The following is a 22,845-nucleotide window of genomic DNA, read 5'->3' as shown; positions in this document are numbered from 1 at the left end:
GCGTTGCCGCCGACTGAAAACCTCCGCATCCCGATCCCGGGATGCGGAGGTTTTTCGATCGGAACAGGACTTCGGTCCCGGCGTTCCCCGGGCCGTTTCGTTCTTACCGGTTTCCGGCGTACAGGCCGCTCATTATGTCGGTGATCTGTTTCCAGGAATTGCCGCCGTCGTTGGCGGCTTTTGCCCCGGGCGTCGATCGGCCGTCCTCGATGTATTTCTTCACCCGGGCGGCCATCTCCCGGATCCGGCCGGCGTATTCCGGATCGTCTATCCGGTTGACTTTCTCTTCGGGATCGCTGACCATGTCGTAGAATTGCAGCGGGGGCTGTCCGTCGATCCTGTATTCATCGCCGGAGCCGTTTCCCGCGTTGAATATCAGTTTGTACTGCGGCGTCCGGTAGGTGAAATAGCCGGCTCCCGACGTGGCGATCAAATCGGTCCGGGCGGAGTTGCCCGAGCCGTCGAGTATCGGCCAGAAGCTGAAACTGTCTTCGGCCTCGTCGTCGGCCGTCCGATAGCCGAGCATGTCGGCGAACGTGGCGTACAGATCGGTCAGCGAGACGAGCGAATTGTCGGTCACGTGTCCGTACCGGTCGCCCCACGACAGGATGAAGGGGATGCGGTGGCCGCCTTCCCAGCCGTGCGACTTGTAGCCCCGGTAAATATAGGACGGATAGTGTCCTTTCCGGTTTATTTTGTCCATGTTGATGTAACCGGCGCAGCCGTTGTCGGCGGCGAACATGACGATCGTGTCGTCGTACTTGCCGATCTCCTTCAGCTTTCGGTTGACCCTGCCCACGATGTCGTCTATCATCATCACCAGGTCGCCGTAGTCGCCGATCCTGGATTTTCCTTTGAACTCCTTGCTCGGGAAAAGCGGAATGTGGGGAGCCGTCAGCGCCATGTAGAGGAAGAACGGCTTGTCGGAATTTTTGTTGTCGTCGAGGTAGTCGAGCATCTTGTCCGCCAGGTGGGGCTGCATGCCGTCGGCGCTCCAGTCGCTGTGGCCGATGCCGCCCTTGATTCTGTACAGTCCGCCGCCGGAGTCTTCGAATCTCGTGTTCGGCTGTTTCTCCGCCATGTCGTTGACCATGTAGAGGTGCGGAGGCCCGGACGGCGAGGTCAGTCCGTAGAAATAGTCGAATCCCCGGTCGGTGGGACCGTTGGCCACGCGTTTCGTGAAGTCGATGTTGTCGACGGTTTTCGCCTTGCCTTCCTTGTACGTCCAGTCCCACCCCAGGTGCCACTTGCCGATGGCCGCCGTCGTGTAGCCGCAGGCTCGGAACATGTCGGCGATGGTGTTGCGGCCCGTCGCGATCATCGGGGGCGACATGACGCCGAGCACGCCGCCTTTTTTCGTCGAGCGCCAGTTGTAGCGGCCGGTGAGGATCGAGTAGCGCGAGGGTGTGGAGAGTGCGGACGACGCGTGCGCATCGGTGAACGCGATGCCGCGGTTGCACATTTCGTCGAGCCGGGGGGTCTCGATCTGCGAATCGGGGTTAAGTCCCCGTATGTCGCCGATTCCCATGTCGTCGGCGAGGATCAGGATGACGTTGGGCCGCGGGTTCTTTCCGAAGGCTCCGTAGCACGAGGCCAGTGCGCCCAGCAGGCATGACGAGGTAATGAACAGGTTGTTTTTTCTCATCGGACAAATGGGTTAATGGTTTGAATACCCAAAGGTAGCGATGTTTTACGGGCCGGGCGGACAATATTCGACCTTAAAAGGCCATTTTTCGACCAGGATGGCCGTTGCAGTGCCTCGCTTGATCCGGTCTTTTATGCTTCGCGGCGCATCGAGAGCGCAATGCGTCCGCGAACGGTATCCACGCCCGTCACCCGCACCTCGACGTGCTGTCCCAGGTGCACCACATCGGCCGGCGAAGCCACGTAGCGGTCGGCCAGCTGCGAGATGTGCACCAGTCCGTCCTGCTTGACACCGATGTCGACGAAAGCCCCGAAAGCCGTGATGTTGGTGACGATGCCCGGCAGGAGCATTCCTTCGCGCAGGTCGCCGATCGAGTGCACGTTGGGGTCGAACGCGAAGACCTGCAGCTGCTCGCGCGGGTCGAGTCCCCGTTTGTCCAGCGCCTCGAGGATGTCCGTCACGGTCGGCAGCCCCACCTCTCCGCTCACGTAGCGTTCGGGTTTCAGCCCGCTGCGCAGCTGTTTGTCGGCCAGCAGGCGTTCGACCGTCACGCCCGCGTCGGCGGTCATCCGCTCGACGACGGCATACGATTCCGGGTGCACGGCGCTGTTGTCCAGCGGATTCGCGCCTCCCACGACCCGCAGGAACCCGGCCGCCTGCTCGAAGGCCTTGGCCCCCAGCCGCGGCACTTTGAGCAGTGCCCTGCGGCTTTTGAAGTCCCCGTTCGCCGCACGGTAGGCCACGATGTTCTCCGCCAGCGCGGGACCCAGCCCCGATATGTAGGTCAGGATGTGCTTCGACGCGGTGTTGATATTGACGCCCACCCGGTTGACGCAGCTCTCCACGACCGTCTGGAGCCGTGCCTTGAGTTTCGTCTGATCGACACTGTGCTGATACTGGCCCACGCCGATCGACTTGGGGTCGATCTTGACCAGTTCCGAGAGCGGGTCGATCAGGCGGCGTCCGATACTCACGGCCCCGCGCACCGTTACGTCGTATTCCGAAAACTCCTCGCGCGCCACGGCCGACGCCGAGTAGACCGACGCGCCGTCCTCGCTCACCATGAAGACCTCCACGCCTTCCAGCCCCAGTCCGCGGACCAGCTGTTCGGTTTCACGGCCCGCCGTGCCGTCCCCGATGGCGAACGCTTCGGCTTTGTACTCGGCGGCCAGCGATTTCAGCGTCTCGGCCGCTTCGGCCTGCCGGTTCTGCGGCGGATGGGGGTAGACGGTCGTGTTGTGCAGCAGGTTGCCCTGCGAATCGAGTGCCACGACCTTACATCCCGTGCGGAATCCCGGGTCGATGGCCACGACGCGCTTCTGTCCCAGCGGCGGCGAGAGCAGCAGTTGGCGCAGGTTTTCGGCGAAAACCCGGATCGCCTCGTCGTCGGCCTTCTCCTTGGCCGCCGCGAGCTGTTCGGTCTCGATCGAGGGGCGCATCAGGCGTTTGAACGAGTCGGCGACGGCCGCTTCCATCCATTCGCGCGTCGCCGAGCCGGGCCTTATGAACAGCCGGCGGAGACTCTCGACGCTGCGTTGGGCATCCACGTCGACCGTGATTTTCAGGATGCCCTCTTCCTCGCCGCGGCGCATGGCCAGGAAGCGGTGCGACGAGATGCTGCGCAGGGGCGTCGCGGCGTCGAAGTAGTCGGCGTATTTCGCTCCTTCCGCCTCTTTGCCCCGGACGAGTTTCGAGTGCACGATGCCCTCGCGGGCGAACGTCCGGCGCAGCGTGTTGCGGGCGCGTTCGTCCTCCGAGATGCGTTCGGCAACGATGTCGCACGCTCCGGCGAGGGCCTCCTCCGGGGTCGGCACTTCGGCCGAAACGAACCGCCGGGCCTGCTCGGCGACGTTGCGGGTCCGCTGCGCCAGGATGATTTCGGCCAGCGGCTCCAGGCCCCGTTCGCGCGCCACGGTGGCCCGCGTGCGGCGTTTGGGCTTGTAGGGCAGGTAAATGTCCTCCAGCTCCACCGCGTCCCAGCACTCCGCGATGCGCCGGCCGAGTTCCGGGGTCAGCCTGCCCTGCCCCTCGATGGTCGTGAGCACCGTCTGCTTGCGGGCTTCGAGTTCGGTGAGCCGGTCGAGCCACTCCTTGACGGAGGCGACCTGCACTTCGTCGAGCGAGCCGGTCGCTTCCTTGCGGTAGCGGCTGATGAAGGGGATCGTCGCCCCTTCGCGGAGCAGGCGTACGGTTCCCTGCACCTGGGGCAGGGGAATTTGCAGTCGTCGGGATATGATTTGTTCGGTCATGTTCGGAAATGTTCTTCGGCAAAGATAGCGCAAGCCGGGCGCAGAACCAAACGCAGGGCGGGGCGATGCCGGATTTATTCGCCTTCCGGCTGTATTTTCACGAGAGGCAGATCCTGCGTATCTGCTCCTCGATGTCCGACGTTTTGTCGATCCGGCCGTTGCGCAGCCGTGCGCGGTAGGTGTAGATCGTCGAGAGGGTGCTGTTGAGGAACATGGCGATCTGCGCCGAATCCGAGACACCCAGGCGGATGAGCGCCAGGTAGCGCAGTTCGGTCGAGAGCTGGCGGCTCCGCTTGGGCATGAAGCGTTCGGGGTCGTGGAGCAGGTTGCGCACCTGCTCGATGAAGTCGGGGAACAGCCCGAGGAACGTCTCGTCGAACAGCCGCAGGAAATTGCGGTGCTCGGTCTGAATCAGTTCCTGCGAGCGCAGTGCGATCAGCGTCTGTTCGGCGGTTTCGGTCTTGAGTTGTTTGATGATGCCCATGCGGTAGGTGTCGAGACGCTGGATGTAGGAGCTGCAAAGCTGCATGTACTGGCTCACATACTCCGATTTGATCTTGTTGGCGTCGTTGAGCTGGTCGTTGGTGCGCACCAGCGCGTTGTTGGTGGCGTTGAGCCGCTGGTTGATGTCGGTCAGCCGGCGGTTGATTTCGAGGTAGCTGTCCTTGAGCCGTTCTATCTCGCGTTTGCGCCGCAGGGTGTGGATGGCCTGCCAGAGAATGATGATCAGCAGCACCGAGAGCGATATGGCCGTGAAGAGCGTCAGCAGCAGTTTGCTGCGCATCGACTTGTCGAAGGATTTGGTGATCAGGTCCAGCGCTTCGGCGTATTGGCCGATCCGCAGCCGGTAGTTGCTGACCGTCAGGTCGTTCAGCGTGCGTTTTATATAGGCGTTTGCCAGCCGCAGGTCCCCGGTTGCGTAGAGTTCCTGCGCCAGCCGGTAGAGCGACATGTGGGCGCGCGTCGAGGCCGACAGTTCGTAGATCGCGGCCCGCGCCGACCACAGCATGCCCTGCCGGATGTCGCCCATGTCCGTGTAGTTGCGCGCGACCTGATAGGTGATGCTGCCTTTCTGGAAGATGTCCAGGCTGTCGATGTCGTCGCGCATCAGCCCTTCCAGCATCTCCAGCGCCTCCTCGTTGCGCCCTTCGAGACGCAGCAGTTCGGCTTCGAAATTCTTTTTCTGATAGGCGATTCCCGGTCCCGACGCGCGGTTGATGTAGGCGTTGAGGTAGTATTTGAGCGAATCGTCGTAGCGGCGCTGCACCTCGGGGAAGACGCTGAAGCGTTTCGATTCGCGGAACACCGTGGCCCGGGTGCGGTAGTAAAGCGTCAGATCTACCTCCCTGCTGTCCGTGGTGTCGACGCTCCGCAGCACGCGGTTGGCCTCCGCCAGTTCGACGTTGCCGATCAGGACGATGGCCGTGCGGACTTTGGCGTCGTTGATCAGCCGCTTGTCGCCCAACTGTTCGGCCAGCGTGCGGGCCTGCATGCAGTAGTAGGCCGACGAATCGAGCTGGAAATGGCTGTAATGACCCGCCAGTGTGATGTAGGCCCGGGCCCGGGTCCGGGCGCTGCGGGTGGTGTCGGCAATGTGTTGATATTTGCGGATGATGCTGTGGCGGCGTCCGACGTAAATCGCTTCGTTCCGGATGACGTCGTTCAGTTCGCGGATCGTCGCGTCGATCTGGCGGTCGAGATCGTCCCGGCAGCCGGTCGCGAGGAACACGGCGGCGAGCAGCAGGCAGCAGAGGCTTCGGTTCATGGCAAATTGGCGTGTTTCTGTCAGACAAGATACTCAAATTTCGGTGTCAAAAAACATTTTCGGGAGCTTTCTTCCCTTTCCGGAGCCGTTTCGCAGTTTGATAAAACGGGCTTTGTTTTTTGTCAATATGCAGGTTGTTAGTGCGTTGCGTTTTTCGAGGGTTTGATTTTTCGGACCCTCCCGCGGGGGCTGTCTATTTATAGGTACATTTGCCGTACCGACAAACCCCGTTGCCAGGCGGCAACACGCAACCCCAACCGAAAATGAACCGAATTCTGAATTGTCTTTCCCTGGCCGTGCTTGCATCGACGCTTTTCGCAGGCTGCTCGTCCGACTCGCCGTCCGAAGCTCCCGTTCCCCCTCCCGCCGGGGCCGGGGATGTCTGCGGATACGTCCGCTGCAACGGACAGGGCCTGTCCGGTGTCGTGGTCTCCGACGGCGTGAACGTCGTGAAAACCGATGCCGCGGGCTATTACTCCTTTACGTGCGACCTTTCATCGGCCGATTTCGTACGGATTTCCGTGCCTTCGGGCTACGAGACCTCCCGTGACGGAATGCTTCCCGCATTTTATGCCGCCATTGATCCCGCCGCGCAGGGCGTGCAGCGTTTCGACTTCGACCTCACGGCCGCGGACAACTCCCGCCACCTGCTGCTGGTCATGGCCGACGTCCATATTTCGGGACGCAAACCGGGCTATCCCGACGACGGCGGCACGGTCGTCGCCGAACTCGACGCCCGGCAGTGCCGCGACCGTTTCATTCCCCGGATCGCCTCCTGTGCCGCTTCGGCCCCCGAGGGCTACCGCGTCTACGGGCTGAACCTGGGCGACATGACCCATTCGGAGTACTGGTATTCGAAAAACTACTCCTTTCCGCAGTACATCGAGACGATGAAGGGGATCGGCTTTCCGGTTTTCCACGCCATCGGCAACCACGACTACTGCCACAAGGTGGCCGACGATACGGCCGACGCACAGTACAAGGCCGCGCTGGGACCCACCTACTATTCGTTCAACCTGGGGAGCATCCATTACATCGTGCTCGACGACATGGTTTACAAGGGGGCGAACTCCTACGCCGCGCGGATCGACGACCGCCAGATGGAGTGGCTCCGCAGGGACCTCGCGGCGATGGACCCTGCGGTCCGCGACGTGGTCGTGGGGATGCACGTCCCGACGGTCAGCGGCCTGCAGACCGACGGCTCCTATAAGAAAGCCCTCGAAAACTTCGACGAGTTCTACGCGCTGTTCGCCGGTTACAACCTCACGGTGCTGAGTGGGCACTGGCACCACGCCCATTCGGTCCGCATCGGCGACACGGCCTCGGAGTACATCCTCCCGGCCGTGTGCGGCACGTGGTGGTACGAACTCCTCTGCAACGACGGCACTCCGGCGGCCTTCACGGCCTTTACCGTCGACGGGACCTCCGTGAGCCGGCGCATCGTGCCCTTCGGCGAAACGTACGCTTCGGAACGCTACCGCGTCTACAACAAGGGGGTCACGACCAATACCGGGACCGTCGGCCCCGGCACTTCCGCCGACCCCGCCGGAGGCTCCCCGGCCATTCTGGTCAACCTCTGGGAGATGCGGCCCGACTGGACCTTCACCTGCTACGAGAACGGCGTGCAGACCTCGGGGCGGCTGACGCGTGTGGCGCGCTACGACCCCGTCCACCGCGACTTCTGCAACCGGGAGCTGATCGGATGGGAGCGGTATTCGTGGTGCGCGACGGTCCGCACGGCCGACCACTGGCTGCAATACGTTCCCGAGGACCCCGCGGCCTCCGTCCGCATCACCGTCGCCAACCAGAAAGGCTCGCTGCTGCACGTCATCGACACGAAGATCGAATAACCAGCCGATTACCCGATTTATTTCAACCTTTATATGAAGAGAAACGCAAAAATCCTGCTTTCCCTGGCCGCCGCCGTGCTCTTTGCGGCATCGGTCCGCGCCGGGCTGCCGCCCCTCCCCGACAAACCGGGGGCTACGGTCAAGGGCTACGTCGAATGCGAAGGCCGCGGTGTCGAAGGGGTCGTCGTCTCCGACGGCTTCAACGTCACGAAGACCGATGCCGAAGGCCGTTACTGGCTCAAAACCAAGCTCTCGCGCTCGGAGTTCGTGATGATCTCCACGCCGCGCGGCTACGATCCGGAGATCTATTCGGGCTTTCTGCCCAAATTCTTTTACGCCCTCGACAAGACGGCGGGCAAAAAAGAGGTGCAGCGGTTCGATTTCCACCTCACGCGCGCCGCCAACGACGATTACACGCTGCTCGTGGTGGCCGACGAGCACGTCTCGGGCCGCGTGATCGACATCCCGCCCGGCAGCGGCAACGTCATCGCGCCGGTCGACTCGGTGCAGTTCCGCAACGACTTCATGCCCCGGCTGGTGGAGTACGCCGACAGTCTGATGCGGCGCACGCCGGTCTACGGGCTGAATCTGGGCGACATGACCCACTCGGAGTACTGGTTCCGCAACAAGACGGGCATGCCCGAGTACCTGCGGCTGGCCAAAGATACCCCTTTCCTGATGTACCACGTCATAGGCAACCACGACCATTGCCACAAATACGAAAACGACTACGAGGCCGAAGCCGAATACCGCCGGTATTTCGGCCCGACCTACTATTCGTTCAACATCGGCAAGGTCCACTACGTCGTGCTCGACGACATGCTCTACCACGGACGCAACAAATACGACAAGATCATCGCCCCGGAGCAGCTTTCGTGGCTCTACAAGGACCTCCGGGCGCTCGATCCGGAGATCCGGCAGCTCGTCGTGGCCTGCCATGTGCCCCTCGTGGCCAATAACGGCGCGTGGGACGACATCTGGTACAACCTCAAGAACAAGGACGAACTGTTCGTGCTGCTGCAGGACTACGACGTGACCATTATGACGGGCGACTGGCACACCGAAGGCACGACGCGCATCAGCGACCGGATGGTGGAGTACGTCCACCCGGCCATCACGGGCAACTGGTGGTATCGGCAGGGCATCTGCTGCAACGGCTATCCGGCGGCTTTCACTGAATACGTTTTCCGGGGCGACCGCCTCGAAAGCCGCTCGCTCGTCGACTGGGCCAACGGCAACAGCAAACAGCAGTTCCGGATTTACAACCGGGGCGTGACCTCGAATACGGGCATCGCGAGCGCTTCGCAGCTCGACCCCGCGGGCGGCGCGCCGTCGGTGCTGGTCTTCTTCTGGGGCATCGCCCCCAACTGGACGTTCGTCTGCCGGGAGAACGGCGAACAGACCTACGGCCGCGGCCGACTGGTCCAGCGTTACGACCTCCTGGCCCGCTCGCTGGTCGAGGAGGGCGTCGTCCCCTACGAACGCTACACGTGGCTCAAACAGAAGCCCGTACGCCTCTACCTCTACACCCCGAAGGACCCCGGCGCCGAGATCGAGATCGTCGGCACGGACCACATCCGCAACCGCGATTTCCGGGTGGTCACGCGGATCGAACGTTAAACGAAGCACCCTAAACACTACCTATATGAGAAAATTCTGCAAAATGATCGGCGCGCTGCTCGTGCTGGTATCGGTCACCGTCTCTTCGCTCGCGGCCCAGCCGGCCGCCGAGGTGCGGGGAACCGTGACCGACGGCGACAGCGGCAGGCCGTTGGCCGGTGTGAGCGTCAGGCTCTCCGGCTCGGCGACGGCAACCACGACCGACGCGAAGGGCGCCTACGCCATCCGGGCAGCCTCGGCCTCGGCCGTGCTCGAATTCTCCTGCGGGGGCTATCTGGCCCGGAAGGTTCCGACCCAGGGCCGGACGCAGGTCGACGTCGCGCTGAAACCCGCGCCCCGCGAAACGGGCGTGGTGAAGGGCCTCGTCACGGACAGCGACACCGGCGCTCCGCTGGCCGGCGTGACGGTCGTGCTCTCGGGTTCGGCGCGCGGAACCACGACCGACGCCAAAGGCGCCTACACCCTCCGGGTGCAGTCGGCCGAGTCGGTCCTCGACTTCTCCTACCTGGGCTACGTGTCCCAGAAAATCCGCGTCGGCAACCGCTCGCAGATCGACGTGACGCTGACGGCCGACAACAAGGGCATCGACGAGGTGGTTGTGATCGGTTACAGCGAAGTGAAGAAGACCGACCTCACGGGTTCGGTGACCAACGTCAAGATGGGCGACATCAAGGACATTCCGGTGGTCTCGGTGGACCAGGCGTTGCAGGGCCGTGTGGCCGGTGCCGACATCATGTCCACGTCGGGCGACCCGACAGCCTCGACTTCGATCCGCATCCGCGGCACGCGCTCGATCACGGCTTCGAACGAGCCGCTGATCGTCGTCGACGGCATCATCGACGCCGTGCAGGACCTGAGCGACATCAACTCGGCCGACATCGAGTCGATCTCGGTGCTCAAGGACGCCTCGTCGACGGCCATCTACGGCGCGCGCGGCTCGAACGGCGTGATCATCGTCACCACGAAGAAGGGCAATCCCACGGTGAGCAAGCCGTGGATCACGCTCAAGGCCGACATGGGTTTTTCGCAGCTGCCCCGCGGTCTCGACGTGATGAACGCCACGGAGTTCGCCCTCTTCCGCAACGACGTGACCTATTTCAACTGGCAGATGGGCAACCGTCCGGTCCAGGATTACACCTACAACGACCCCTATTCGCTGGGCCGGGGGACCGACTGGATCGACGAGATCACCCGCACGGCTCCCTACCAGAATTACAACCTCTCGGTGTCGGGCCGTTCGAAGACGAGCAGCTACTTCGTGTCGCTGGGTTACAGCGACATTCAGGGTATCGTCGACGACAGCGGGTTTCAGCGTACGACGGCCCGCGTCAACGTGTCGCACGACTTCGCCAAGTGGATCACGGCGGGCGTCAATTCGTCGATCTCCTACCGCGACGAGGCCAACAACAAGGCCAACATCGGCGGTTCGTCGGTGTGGAACGCCGCGACCTACCTCGCCCCGACGCTCAGCCCGGAGGACACCTACAATCCCTTCTACGGCTCGGGCCAGACGATTAACAATCCGCGTTACACGATCGACCTGAACGAGAACACGCTGGAGCGTTTCGCCTCGACCAATACGTTATATGTCGACCTGAAACCCGTTGAGGGTCTGAAGATCAGCAGCAAGTTCACCTACTACCTTTACCAGCGCCACGACTACCGTTTCTACCCGAGCACGCTGCCCGTCAGGAACGAGGGCGAGGGCGGCGAGGGCTACCGCGCCGAGTACGACACGCGCACGCTCTCGACCGAGAACACCGCGACCTACGCCTACACCGCCAAAACGGGCCACTATTTCGACGTGATGGGCGGTTTCACGGGGTCGAAGTCGCGCCTGAACGGGCTGGACCTGAACGCCAAGGGCCTGATCGTCGACGACAACAAGTGGAACAACATGAACGGTATCTACGACAAGCAGAACTACACCAGCACCTCCTACACCAACTACATTACGAAGATGTCGGTGCTGGCCCGCGTGAACTACAACTACAAGAAACGCTACTACCTGACCCTGACGGGGCGTTACGACGGTTCGTCGAACTTCGCCGCCAACCACAAGTGGGGCTTCTTCCCTTCGGCGGCCGTCAAGTGGAGCATTTCGAACGAATACTTCATGCGCCGCGTGCGCTGGATCGAGGAGCTGTCGCTGCGCGTGAGCGCCGGGCGCACGGGCAACGACGCCATCAAGCCCTACCGGTCGATCGAGGCCTACACCTCGACTTCGGGCGGCTACCTGCTCGGCGGCACGCAGTCGACGGCGTTCTATCCGACCCGCGTGGCGAGCGACAATCTCACGTGGGAGACCACCGACCTCTATAACGCCGCCATCGACGCTTCACTGTTCAAGAAACGCCTGAACATCACCTTCGAGGGCTACATTTCGAAAACCCGCGACCTGCTGCTGTCGGTCCAGAAGGCCGCGCAGTCCGGCTTCCCGAGTCATTTCGAAAACATCGGCCGCACGTCGAACAAGGGCCTCGAACTGACCGTCGAGACGCGCAACATCGTCAAGCCCAAGTTCTCGTGGTCCACCTCCCTCACGCTGTCGCACAACAAACAGCAGGTCGAGGACATCGGCTCCGAAGATTTCGTCAGCGCGATGAACAGCCCCGGCAACAGCCAGTACATGATGTACGGCTACGTCAAGGGCCGTCCGCTCAACGCCCTGTGGGGCTTCAAGTACGGCGGCGTGTGGCACAACCAGGAGGAGATCGAGCGCAACAAGGTGACCAACACCTACGTCTCGGCGACCACCTCCGTCAGCCCGGGGCTGCCGCGCTACGTCGACACCAACAACGACGGCGCGCTGGACCAGAAGGACCTGGTCTACCTGGGCAATGCCGATCCCACGATCTACGGCGGTTTGCAGAATACGTTCAACATCGGGCAGCTGAAAGTGGGCGTCTACTTCGCCTATTCGCTCGGCGGAAAGATCTACAACTATTCGGAACTCTACATGTCGGGCAGTTTCTCGGCCAACCAGTACCGCTACATGGCCGATTCGTGGCATCCGGTGCGCAACCCCGATTCCGACCTGCCCCGCGCGGGCGCCGTGCAGGTCCACGTCCCGAGCGATTTGCAGGTGCACGACGCGTCGTACCTGCGGCTGAAAAACGTCTCGGTGGCCTATACGTTCGACCTGCGCAAGCGGGTGAGGTGGCTGCGCGACATCACGCTGAGCGTCAGCGGCGAGAACCTCTACCTGTGGTCGAAGTACAACGGTTTTGACCCCGATGTCTCGACTTCGAGCGAAAGCTCGACGCTGCGCCGCGTCGACATGGGCGCCTATCCGCGGGCGCGCACGGTGATCTTCAGCGTCCAAATCCGCTACTAATCAAAAACGACTACGACCATGAAATCCATAAAATTGGTTTTGCTGACGGTGACCGCCGCGCTCACGGGCGCCTGCTCGCTCCAGGAAACGCCCGAGTTCTTCGTCAACCGGAGCAACTTCTACCGCAACAAGTCGGAGTGTATCGCCGGATTGAACAGCTGCTACATTCCGCTCAAGACGATCTATAACTTCAATTTCGGCGTGATGACCGAGGGCGTCACCGACCTGCTGTTCCACAATTCGCCGACGGTCTACGATTCGCGCCTCGAAATCTCGCCCGCGCTGCCCGGCTACGGGGCTACGGTGTGGACGCAGGGCTACAAGGCCGTGATGTACTGCAACGCCGCCATCGAGGGTATCAAAAAGGCCACGGTGAGCGAGGAGGACCGCCGAAAACTGCTGGCCGAGGGCGTGATCCTGCGCGCGATGTACTACTACCTGCTCACGTCGGTCTTCGGCGACGTGCCGTTCTACACGATCGACGTCAGCACCGAGGAGCTGCTCAACCAGACGGCCCGCCTGCCGCGCATGCCGGCCGCCGAGACGCGCGATTATCTGATCGGGGAGTTGATGACGATGGTTCCCGACCTCGACCAGGTGCGTTCGTCGGAGGTCGCCGACAACCGCATGGGCGCCGCCGTGGGGTGGATGCTCGCCGCCAAGATGGCGATGTGGAACAAGGAGTGGGACACGGCGCTCGAAGCGCTCGCGGAACTGGAGAAGATTTACGGCACGCTCGACCAGTACCCGCTTTCGGACATTCCGTTCCGCATGAAGAACACTCCCGAGTCGATCCTCGAAATCCAGCACACCTACACCTCCGGCGGGCTGATCTACACCTCGAACTACGCCTGTATCTGCATGCCCAACCAGACCACCCAGGAGTCGGGAACCGACGTGTTCGACGGCGTGAAGATCGAGGAACTGGGCGACGACGCCAACGTGTGGCCCGGCATGCGCCCCAACCTGGTCTTCAGCGCCGGACTGCAAACCCGCACGGGCGGAGACCGCCGCGTGGAGATGAACCTCGCGTGGGAGTACGGCGGGCAGGAGTTCAAGAGCGTCGGCACGCGGCCGTGGCTCGGCCCGAAATTCTGGTGTCCCGGCATGCGCGACAGCTACGACTCGAACAACTACAAGGTTTTCCGCTATGCCGACGCTGTGCTGATGGCAGCCGAGTGCTGGTGCATGAAGGAGAACCTGGAGCAGACGAAATACTACCTCAACCAGGTGAAGGAGCGTGCGGGCATCGCCGCGTTCACGGTCTTCAAGAGCTGGGAGCGGACGCTCGAAGAGATTCAGAACGAGCGTGCCCGTGAGCTGATCGGCGAGTTCCAGCGCAAGTTCGACCTCGTAAGGTGGGGCATCTGGTACACGAAGACCCTCGAATCGGCCGACTACGAGACGGTGCGCAACGCCATTCTGCCCTGCCACGAGTACTACCCGATCCCCGACACGCAGGTGGTCTACTCGGGCTATGCGCTCGACAACAAGGAGTATGAGAAATACGGACTTTAACCTAAAAACGGAACATTATGAGATTCAGTTATAAAGGCATTGCATTGCTGGCGGCGCTCTGCGGGGCGGCCGGCGGCTGCAACGAGCCGTTCGAACCGACGATCCGCCTGGCCGTGGACAACAACAGGGTCGAACTGCCGGCGTCGGAGGGCATGACCCGCGTGATGGTCTACTCGACAGGCGGGTGGTCGCTCGCCGTGGATTCGGAGTCCGGCGGCTCATGGGCGCGGATCGACCGGGAGTCGGGCCGTGAAAACGGCGACTTCGTCTTCGAATACGACGCCAACGGCGGGTTGTCGCGCACGGCGACTGTCCGCATCGTGTCCGGGGACCGCCATTGCGAGGTGGTGATGTCCCAGGCCGCGGGAATCACCGACCCGACGCTGACCGTCACGCCCGGAAGCGTCGCGCTGCTGAGCGAGGGGTGTCCCGTGGAGATGGCCCTGGCGAGCAACCTCGGTCCCGACCTCCAACGCGTGCGGTGCGAAGTCTCCTACGCCGAGGACAGCGGCGAAGGGTGGATCGGCCAGGTGGCGCTCGACGACGAGTCGCTGCGCTTCACGGTGGACGACAACACCACCGGGGCGATGCGTTTCGCCACGGTGACCCTCTGGGTCGCGGACGGCGACGGCACGCGCTACGAGACCCGCGCCACCGTCACGCAGAGCGACGAAGCGCTGAAACTGACCATGACGCCCGCCGGGGAATCCCATGCCGCGGCGGCCTACGGCGAAACTTTCCGGCAGGCCTTCGAATGCAACATCCCGGCGATTTACGGCGACGTGACGTTCGTGTGCGACTACCTGACGGGCGCCGAAGGCTGGCTCGCGAACCATACCGTCGACCGCGAAACGGGTCTGGTGAGTGTGAAAATTCCGGCCAATCCCGCCGCGCCGCGTTCGGCGCGCTTCGCCCTGCGCTACGACAACGGACGCGGACGCACGATCACCACCGACTACGTGACCCTGACGCAGGAGAAGTGTGACATCGGCGGCGTGGACGGCGACCAGATGGAGGGCGAGAAGGACGACAACGAGTGGTAACCGATTAAACAGACGCGAAAATGAAAAAGATACAGTACCTATTGACGGCCTGCGGCCTGCTGCTGGCGGGGTGTTCCGAAACGCCCGGCGGGGACGCCGCACAGCCTGCACCCGCTCCGGTGAAATACGTTTCGCTGCGAATCTCCGCAGCCGCCGGAACACGTGCTGGACTGGACGGAGACCTGCGGGTGAAATTCCGTCCGGGCGACATGATCGACATCAACGGCAGGCCCTACGAGGTCTTCCTGCTCGACGACGGCTCGGCTGCCGTGCCCGAGGTCCCCGAAGCCGACCGTTATGAGGCCGTGTTCCCTTCGGCCTACAACTTCCTCCAGCAGACGCGGGAGGGGGCGAACTTCAAACTGCCGCTGGCGCAGTTCTACGCCGGCCCCGGCACCTTCGGGCACAACGCGATGCCGATGTACGGCGAAGCGACGGGCATCGACGGGGACAAGGGCTACGTGAACCTGACGATGCGCACCCTTTGCGGCGTGCTGAAACTGACGCTCAAGGGTTCGGCAACGATCAACACCATCCTCGTCGAGGACCGGTCGGGCGCTCCGGTTTCGGGCTACGCCACGCTCGGGACCGACGGTGAGGGGAATAAAATCCTCGTGCCGGGAACGGCGAGTTCGGCCCGTGCCTACCGTCTGGTGATGAACTGCGGCGGAGCGGGCGAGGGCGTCGCCCTGAACGAGAGCGGGACCGACTTTTACATCGTGATGCCCGCCCGGGAGTACGCTTCGGGCCTGAAAATCCGCATCACCGACCGTTCGCACCGGGCGATGACCGTCGATTCGCCGACGCCGCGCACGATCCGGCGCAACGTGGTGACCGAGACCCCGGCGATCGAGTACGCCCCCGACGCCGATTTGGTGTTCGCCGAGTATTTCGACGCCTGCACGTGGGGCGGCGACTATGTCGGCGGCACGAAGGGCTATTCGCCCTCGCAGACCGAGAAGCAGCAGGCCGACGGCAGTCTGGCCGGGACGACCGCGGCCGGATCGTCGACGGGCCTCGAGGAGGCTCCCTTCTACGTGATGGAGAATGCGGCCGGCACGGCCGACTACTCCAATTCGTGGAACATCGCGCCGCCGTCGGCCGTCAACAACGTCACGGCGGACTATATCCGCAACCGCAACCTCTACGACTGGACCTACCTCTACCGCTGCGCCGAGTTCCAGGGCTGCCTGCGCGTGGGGTCACCGACGCTGGGCCGCGGCAAGATCCACACGCCGAAGCTGGCGAACATCCCCGCCGGCGATACGCGCCGGGCGCAGATCACCTTCCGCATCTGCTACGTCGAAGGGGCGAACATGACCGACTCGTTCCAGAGCTGGATCGACAAGGGAACCTATCAGGAGGTCTGCATCAACGGAGAGCCGATGACTTTCACACCCGCCACGTCGGCCTATATCCCCAACGCCGCGATCGGGACCGACGGCTGGGCCGAGGTGCGGCTGATCGCCGGCGGCGTGTCGAAGGACACCTCGTTCAACTTCTTCGAGAGGACCGGCACGGCAGCCACGACGAGCTACTATTTCGTCGACGACATCGAAGTCCGCCTGCTGGATTGACAAAACCCTTCAAAACAAAGACTCCATGAAAATGAAAAATAGCTGGAAATTGTTGCTGCTGACGGCCTTCGCGGGCTGTGCGGCAGCCTGCGCCGACGATCCGGACGAGGTCCCGGTCATCGAACTCGGCGCCGTGAAAGGCGAATACATCGTGCCGGCGCAGAGCGGTACGGTCGAGGTCGAGGTGTACAGCAACCGCGGCTGCAACGTCTCGTTCCTCGAGGAGACTCCCTGGGCCGAGGCCCACACCGGGCGGATTCCCGGCGACGGCGCCTTCAGCGTCACCTACGGGGCCAACGACTCCTTCGCCCGCGTGGCGCGCCTGCTGCTGCAGGACGACAGCGGCCGCCGCCGCGACACGGTCTACATCCGCCAGGAGGGGCTGATCGAGGAGCGGCTTGTGTTTCCCGCGCCGAATGTTTCGGTGAAGGGCAGCGCCGCCGAACAGTCCGTTTCGGTCCCGCTCGACACAAACATTGCTTCGGAACGCCTCGTGACGAAGGTCGTCTATCCCGGCGAGGGCGCTGCGGGCTGGATTTCCGACGTGCGTGTCGACGATCGGTCGGGGACGCTTCTTTTCGCGGCGCAGGCCAACCCCGACCAGGAGAATATGCGTTCGGCGGAGATAACCCTTTCGTTCACCAACGGCTGGGACAAGGTCACCGCCGCCAGACTCTACATCGTGCAGGCCAATGCCCGCGACGATTTCGGCACGGAGCGGTCGTTCGAAGAGATTCGTGCGCTGTGCGGTCCCGGGCAGGTCGTGACCATCGAAAACGACTATTACATCTCGGCGTGGGTGGTCAGCGACGCCGCAGGCGGTAACATGGGCGCCAACCCCATGACCACCGAGTCGACGATCAACTACGAGGTTTGCAAGAAGACCGCCTACGTCGAGAGCATAGACGGCAGCCTGGGATTCATGATCGAGACCGAGACGGCCGACGACAACATTTTCATGCGTTACAGCCGCATCCAGCTCGCGCTGAAGGGCGTGCGGCTGGTGCACGACACCGATCCGGACCGTTTCTCGCTCAAGGGCGTGAAGTCGGCCATGATCATCAGTTCGCAGCTGGGCACGGCGGTCGACATTCCGCGCAAGGAGAAGCGCATCGGGCAGTTGACCGACGACGACATCTACACCTATGTCACGCTCACCGACTGCGAACTGCCGATCCGCAAAGGCCCGCTGACCCCGATCAACGAGGGGTATGCCAACGCCACGGGCGCCAACCGTACGGAGAAATGCGCGTCGCTCGTGCGCGACATCGAGGGTGAGCACATCTATCTCTACACCAACACCACGTGTCTCTACCGCCGCGACGGCAGCCGCCTGCCCTACGGGTCGGGCAAACTCTCGGGCATCGTCGTCCACGAACTGTTCCCGCGTTTCGAGTGGGAGGACAACGCCGGCGGCGACGACGAATCCTACGGTTACATCGGCCGTTACCAGCTGCGGCACGTCTCGAAATCGGATTTCGACGGGCTGGCCGAAGATTTCGAAGACAGTTTTTCGGCTCTGCTGACCGAGTACCGTTTTCTGCAGTACGACAACAACAAGGTCTATCCGACCTACGGCACGAACGGCTACCTGACGCACAGCTACAAGGACGGCAACGGTGCGGTCAAGATTCTGGCCAACGAGGATTTCAGCTACCTGGGTCCCGTGGGCAACAAACCGAGCTTCATTTTCGGGTCGAACATCGGCAACGTCAACGGCATGGGCATTATCCTCGAAGACGGGACCGACTGGTGGCGCGACAATCCCGACGTGAACAGCAACATCGCGGGCGACACCTCGGGCGGCGGCAAGGGCAAGGTTCCGCGCAAGAACAACGCCGAAGGCCCGGCGTGGGTCGACTGGTACTGGTGGGACAAGGCCAACGACCGCGGACATGCGTGGATCGTCAACTTTTCGACCGAAGGGATTTCGACCGACGTGCTGTCGATGCAGGTGAGCGTGCTGAACGACCGCTACGACAGCGGCAAATACGGCTCGCCCCGCTATTTCGACGTCGCGTGGTCCGAGACCGGCGACATGAACGCCGACGGCGACTGGACCTACATCGCCTCCTACACCGTGCCCGACATGGCGCGCTGGACCCCCGCGACGCGCTACTGGCAGTATGCGGGCTGGAAACCCGTCGACGTGAAGCTTCCGCTCGAAATGCTCGGCAAAAAGAACGTCTACATCCGCCTGCAGGCGGCCCGGAACCTCGGCGGAAGCCTCGACGAATACGCCGCGCAGCCGATAGACTCGCCGTCGTGCATGAACTATTTCGCCATCCGTTACAACAAAAAATAACCGCGCAGCCGTCCGGGACGCAAAAGGAACGTCCCGGACGCTGACGACAGAATCCCGAATCCATGCAGAGAACCCTGCTCCTTGCCGCCGCGCTCCTCCTCTTTGCGTCGTGTGCCGAAACACCGCCGCCCGGAATCAATGTCATCCCCCGTCCCGTGTCGGTCGAACCGGGCGACGGAGTGTTCCGCATCGGCCGCAGCTGCCGGATCGGCTACGATGACCCGGCGTTGCAGTCCGTCGCCGGGCTGTGTGCCGGCTACCTGGCCGAAGCCGGGGTGCGGAAGCCCGTCGTGACGGACAAACCCGTGCACCGGGGCGTCGATCTGCAACTGGACGCCACGCTCGCGGGCGAGGCGTATGCTTTGAGCGTGACGCCGCGCGGCGTCACCGTTTGCGGCGGCTCGTCCCGGGCCGTGCTCTACGGTGTGCAGACCCTGCGCCAGCTCGTCGACGGCGGACGGGTTCCCGTCGTGGAGATCCGCGACGAACCCTGTTTCGGCTACCGCGGCGCAATGTTCGACGTGGCGCGCTACTTCTATCCCGTGGAGGACGTCAAGCGGTTTATCGACATCATGGCGCTCCACAAACTCAACACCTTTCACTGGCATCTGACCGACGACCAGGGATGGCGCATCGAGATCCGGAGATACCCCGAACTGACGCGTGTGGGTTCGGTGCGCCGGGAGACGCTGATAGGTCATTACAAGACTTCGGACAGGTACGACGGAACGCCCCACGGCGGTTACTACACGCAGGACGAAATCCGCGAGGTGGTGGCCTATGCCGCCGAACGCTGCATCGAGGTGATTCCCGAAATCGAGCTGCCCGGGCATTCGATGGCCGCCCTGGCGTCGTATCCGTGGCTGGGGTGCACGAAGGGTCCCTACGAGGTGCGCACGACGTGGTTTTACAGCAGCGACGTGCTCTGCGCGGGCCGCGAGACGACCTTCGAATTTCTCGAAAACGTGCTCGCGGAGGTCCTCGAACTCTTCCCGTCGAAGTACATCCACATCGGCGGCGACGAGTGTCCCAAGGTGCGGTGGGAGAAGTGTCCCGACTGCCGGCGCCGCATCCGGCAGGAGGGGCTGAAGGACGGGGACGACCTCCAGAGCTATTTCGTGAGCCGCATCGAGAAGTGGCTGCACGCCCGCGGCCGCGAGATGATCGGCTGGGACGAGTTGCTTGAAGGCGGCGTGACGCCCTCGACGATCGTCATGTCGTGGCGCGGCGCGGAGGGAGGGATCAAGGCCGCGAAACTCGGCAACCGGGTCGTCATGTCCCCGCGGTTTTACTTCTACCTCGACTATTACCAGACCTCCGATCCGGAGAGCAACGGCGAGCCGCTCTCCATCGGACGCAACATTCCGATCCGCAAACTCTACGGCTACGACCCCTTCGATGAGCTGGACGAGGCCCAGGGCCGCAACATCCTCGGCATCCAGGCCAACCTGTGGACCGAGTACGTCGCCACGATGGACCATGCGGAATACATGCTCCTGCCGCGTCTGGCAGCCATGTCCGAGGTGGCATGGGCGCCCCGGGGACGCGACTACGACGATTTCGTGCGGCGGCTCGGCTCGCTGCGCAGGCTGTACGACCGTGCGGGATACCGGTATGCCGATTTCGTGTTCCGAGGCGTCGAGTGACGCCGGCCGCGAAAGGCTGTGAAAAAGGGAGGCTTCCGTCGGAAGCCTCCCTTTACTGCCGTACCGTGCGGGGTTATTCCGCCGTGAGCAGGAATACGCCGCTGTCGTAGATCTTCGGCATCGAAGGGTTGATCCCGGCGTTCGAGAGCATCTCGCCGCTGAAGGTCTTGCCGTCGAACCAGTTGCGCGATTTGTCGACGTTCAGTTCGCGGATGGTGTAGCCCGTCTTCGGGTCGAGACCCTGGAGGCGGAATTTCGGGATCAGCGAGCGGCCCTGGTATTGCAGGCTGTACGTGAACAGCACGGCCTGCTTCCGGTCCTTCGAAACGTACATCAGGCCGTAACAGCCGCTCTTGTCGTAGGGCGTGCCGATGCGGTAGAGGTCGCCCTGCATCACGATGTCGCGGTACTCCTTGTAGCTGGCGATGGCCCGGCGGGCGAACTGCCGCTCGCTGTCGGTCATCTGCTTGGGCTGAAGCTCCATGCCGAGGCGTCCGGCGCAGGCCATGTCGAAGCGGAATTTGATGGGCGTGATGTTGCCCGTCTGGTGGTTGGGCGTGGCCGAGACGTGCGAACCCATCACGACGGCGGGGTAGAAAAGGCTCGTGCCGTACTGGATGCGGGCGCGCGAAAGCGCCTCGGTGTTGTCGCTCGTCCACACTTCGTCGAAATACTTCAGGGCGCCGTACTCCACGCGGCCGCCGCCCGAAGCGCAGGCCTGGATCAGCACGTCGGGGTATTTGGCGCGGATGCGTTCCATCACGCGGTAGAATCCCTGCGCGTAGTCGATCCAGAAACGCGACTGCTCGTCGGCCGGAAGGTAGGCCGAACCCACGTTGTTGGCGTTGCGGTTTGCGTCCCACTTGATGTAGTCGATCTTGTCCGAGAGTTTCATCGTGTTGTCGAAGACTTCGAACACGAAATCCTGCACCTTGGGGTTCGAGAGGTCGAGCAGCCACTGGTTGCGGGTCGCGGGCGCTTCGCGCTTCGGCGGGCGGACGATCCAGTCGGGGTGTTTCTCGGCCAGCTCGCTCTTGGGGTTGACCATCTCCGGCTCGATCCAGATGCCGAACTTCAGCCCCTTCGAATGGGCGTAGGAGGCGATGTGGTCGATGCCTTCGGGGAGTTTCTTCCGGTTGACCTGCCAGTCGCCCAGTCCGGCGTTGGCGGCGTTGCGCGGGTATTTGTTGCCGAACCAGCCGTCGTCGAGCACGAACATTTCCAGTCCCATCGAGGCTGCGTCGTCGATCATCTGTTTCAGGACCTTGGCGTCGAAATCGAAATAGGCCCCCTCCCAGCTGTTGAGCAGCGTGGGAACGACCTCGTGGCCGTGGTAGACGCCGTAGTTGCGCGCCCAGTCGTGGAGGTTGCGCGAGGCGCCGCCCGCGCCGCAGAACGAGTGGGTGTAGATCATTTCGGGCGTGGTGAACGACTCGTCCGGGCGGAGCTTGTAGTCCGAGGCGTTGGGGTTCGCGCCGGCCAGGACGGTCAGCACGTCGAATTCGTCGACCTCGAAGTTGAGGCGGAAGTTGCCGCTCCAGGCCAGCGCCCCGGCGATGACTTCACCGCAGGTCTCGCTGAACGAATCGCTGTTCAGCGTGAGCAGGAACGCCGGGTTTTCGGTGTGGGTCGTGCGCACCTCGCGCGTCGACTCGATGCTTTTCGATCCGTGGGTCAGCAGCGTGTGGTCGACCTGCGCTTCGCGCGCCCAGGCCCCGTAGAGGTGCGTCAGGAGGTATTTGTCGGCCTTCAGCGGAAGCGACGAGGAGTAGAAGCTGTGCAGCGTGACGGGACCCTTTTCGCGGTTGCGGATCACGGCATGCGTGGTGATGACGTTCTCGCGGGCGTAGGCCGTGAAAACCAGTTCCACGTCGAGCGCCTGGCAGCAGTCGGTCATCTTCACGACGGTCTCCGTCACGTTCTTGTCGGAGAGTTGTTTCGAGGCGTGCGACACGTAGCGCAGTTCGGTGTTCATGTCGCCGTCGGCGTGGGTGACGCGCAGGGCGGGTTCGCGGAAGTTGCGGCCTCCCGTCGCGGGGTAGGCCAGGTCCTCGGTTCCGTGGTCGCTGCGGCGGTTGCTCTTGAAGTCGGCCAGCGGCGCCGGGTCGTCGATGCGTCCGCCGAAGTGGCGGAAATAGACTTCGCCTCCGGGGGCGGCGGTGAGTACCATCGAGAGCTTGTCGGTGCTGATGTCGATGACCTGCTGCGGCGCGGCGGCCGATACGCTGTTCGCGGCAAAGGCGGCGATCAGGGGAATCAGTAGTTTTTTCATACGCTTTAAACGGTTTCT

The 22,845-nt window shown here is 62.9% G+C and carries 12 protein-coding genes; 8 read left to right on the top strand and 4 right to left on the bottom strand.

Annotated elements, in window-relative coordinates; all coding sequences use genetic code 11:
- Positions 1-103: 103 nt before the first annotated feature.
- The 3 genes from ACGHP5_RS06965 to ACGHP5_RS06955 all read right to left on the bottom strand — a co-directional run bounded on the left by ACGHP5_RS06965 (position 104) and on the right by ACGHP5_RS06955 (position 5,659).
- Complete coding sequence (locus ACGHP5_RS06965; RefSeq protein ID WP_337755753.1) at positions 104-1,645, bottom strand: arylsulfatase; 1,542 nt, start codon at positions 1,643-1,645, stop codon at positions 104-106.
- 131 nt (positions 1,646-1,776) lie between these two features.
- Positions 1,777-3,894: a Tex family protein gene (locus ACGHP5_RS06960; RefSeq protein ID WP_337771790.1), complete on the bottom strand. Its 2,118-nt coding sequence runs from the start codon at positions 3,892-3,894 to the stop codon at positions 1,777-1,779.
- A gap of 97 nt (positions 3,895-3,991) precedes the next feature.
- Positions 3,992-5,659, bottom strand: a complete 1,668-nt coding sequence (locus tag ACGHP5_RS06955; RefSeq protein WP_295904226.1) for a DUF6377 domain-containing protein — start codon at positions 5,657-5,659, stop codon at positions 3,992-3,994.
- 263 nt (positions 5,660-5,922) lie between these two features.
- On the opposite strand from ACGHP5_RS06955, the gene ACGHP5_RS06950 reads away from it, so the two are divergent.
- The 8 genes from ACGHP5_RS06950 (at position 5,923) to ACGHP5_RS06915 (ending at position 20,555) form a co-directional block, all read left to right on the top strand.
- Positions 5,923-7,509, top strand: a complete 1,587-nt coding sequence (locus ACGHP5_RS06950; protein ID WP_337657968.1) for a metallophosphoesterase N-terminal domain-containing protein — start codon at positions 5,923-5,925, stop codon at positions 7,507-7,509.
- A gap of 33 nt (positions 7,510-7,542) precedes the next feature.
- Positions 7,543-9,129: a metallophosphoesterase N-terminal domain-containing protein gene (locus tag ACGHP5_RS06945; protein WP_390568247.1), complete on the top strand. Its 1,587-nt coding sequence runs from the start codon at positions 7,543-7,545 to the stop codon at positions 9,127-9,129.
- Between the two features lie 25 nt (positions 9,130-9,154).
- A complete protein-coding gene (locus ACGHP5_RS06940; RefSeq protein ID WP_337771784.1) occupies positions 9,155-12,466 on the top strand; it encodes a SusC/RagA family TonB-linked outer membrane protein in 3,312 nt (1,103 codons plus the stop codon).
- An 18-nt stretch (positions 12,467-12,484) separates the two neighbouring features.
- Positions 12,485-13,984, top strand: coding sequence for a RagB/SusD family nutrient uptake outer membrane protein (locus ACGHP5_RS06935; RefSeq protein WP_390568246.1), 1,500 nt, complete (start codon positions 12,485-12,487; stop codon positions 13,982-13,984).
- A 17-nt stretch (positions 13,985-14,001) separates the two neighbouring features.
- Entirely contained in the window at positions 14,002-15,027 is a 1,026-nt protein-coding gene (locus ACGHP5_RS06930) for a BACON domain-containing protein (protein ID WP_390568245.1), read from the top strand.
- Positions 15,028-15,047: 20 nt separating this feature from the next.
- Positions 15,048-16,604 (top strand): hypothetical protein, encoded by a 1,557-nt coding sequence (locus ACGHP5_RS06925; protein WP_390568244.1) that lies wholly within the window; start codon positions 15,048-15,050, stop codon positions 16,602-16,604.
- 25 nt (positions 16,605-16,629) lie between these two features.
- Positions 16,630-18,909, top strand: a complete 2,280-nt coding sequence (locus tag ACGHP5_RS06920) for a DUF5689 domain-containing protein (protein WP_390568243.1) — start codon at positions 16,630-16,632, stop codon at positions 18,907-18,909.
- Between the two features lie 62 nt (positions 18,910-18,971).
- Complete coding sequence (locus tag ACGHP5_RS06915; RefSeq protein WP_390568242.1) at positions 18,972-20,555, top strand: beta-N-acetylhexosaminidase; 1,584 nt, start codon at positions 18,972-18,974, stop codon at positions 20,553-20,555.
- Between the two features lie 73 nt (positions 20,556-20,628).
- On the opposite strand, the gene ACGHP5_RS06910 is transcribed toward ACGHP5_RS06915, so the two are convergent.
- A complete protein-coding gene (locus ACGHP5_RS06910) occupies positions 20,629-22,827 on the bottom strand; it encodes an alpha-galactosidase (RefSeq protein ID WP_337771777.1) in 2,199 nt (732 codons plus the stop codon).
- Positions 22,828-22,845 lie beyond the last annotated feature (18 nt).

The organism is Alistipes sp. i18-0019-D1, from assembly GCF_042852885.1.
Lineage (GTDB): Bacteria > Bacteroidota > Bacteroidia > Bacteroidales > Rikenellaceae > Alistipes.
The sequence above is the reverse complement of the archived record's forward strand: the minus strand, read 5'-3'. Positions and strand labels throughout refer to the sequence as shown.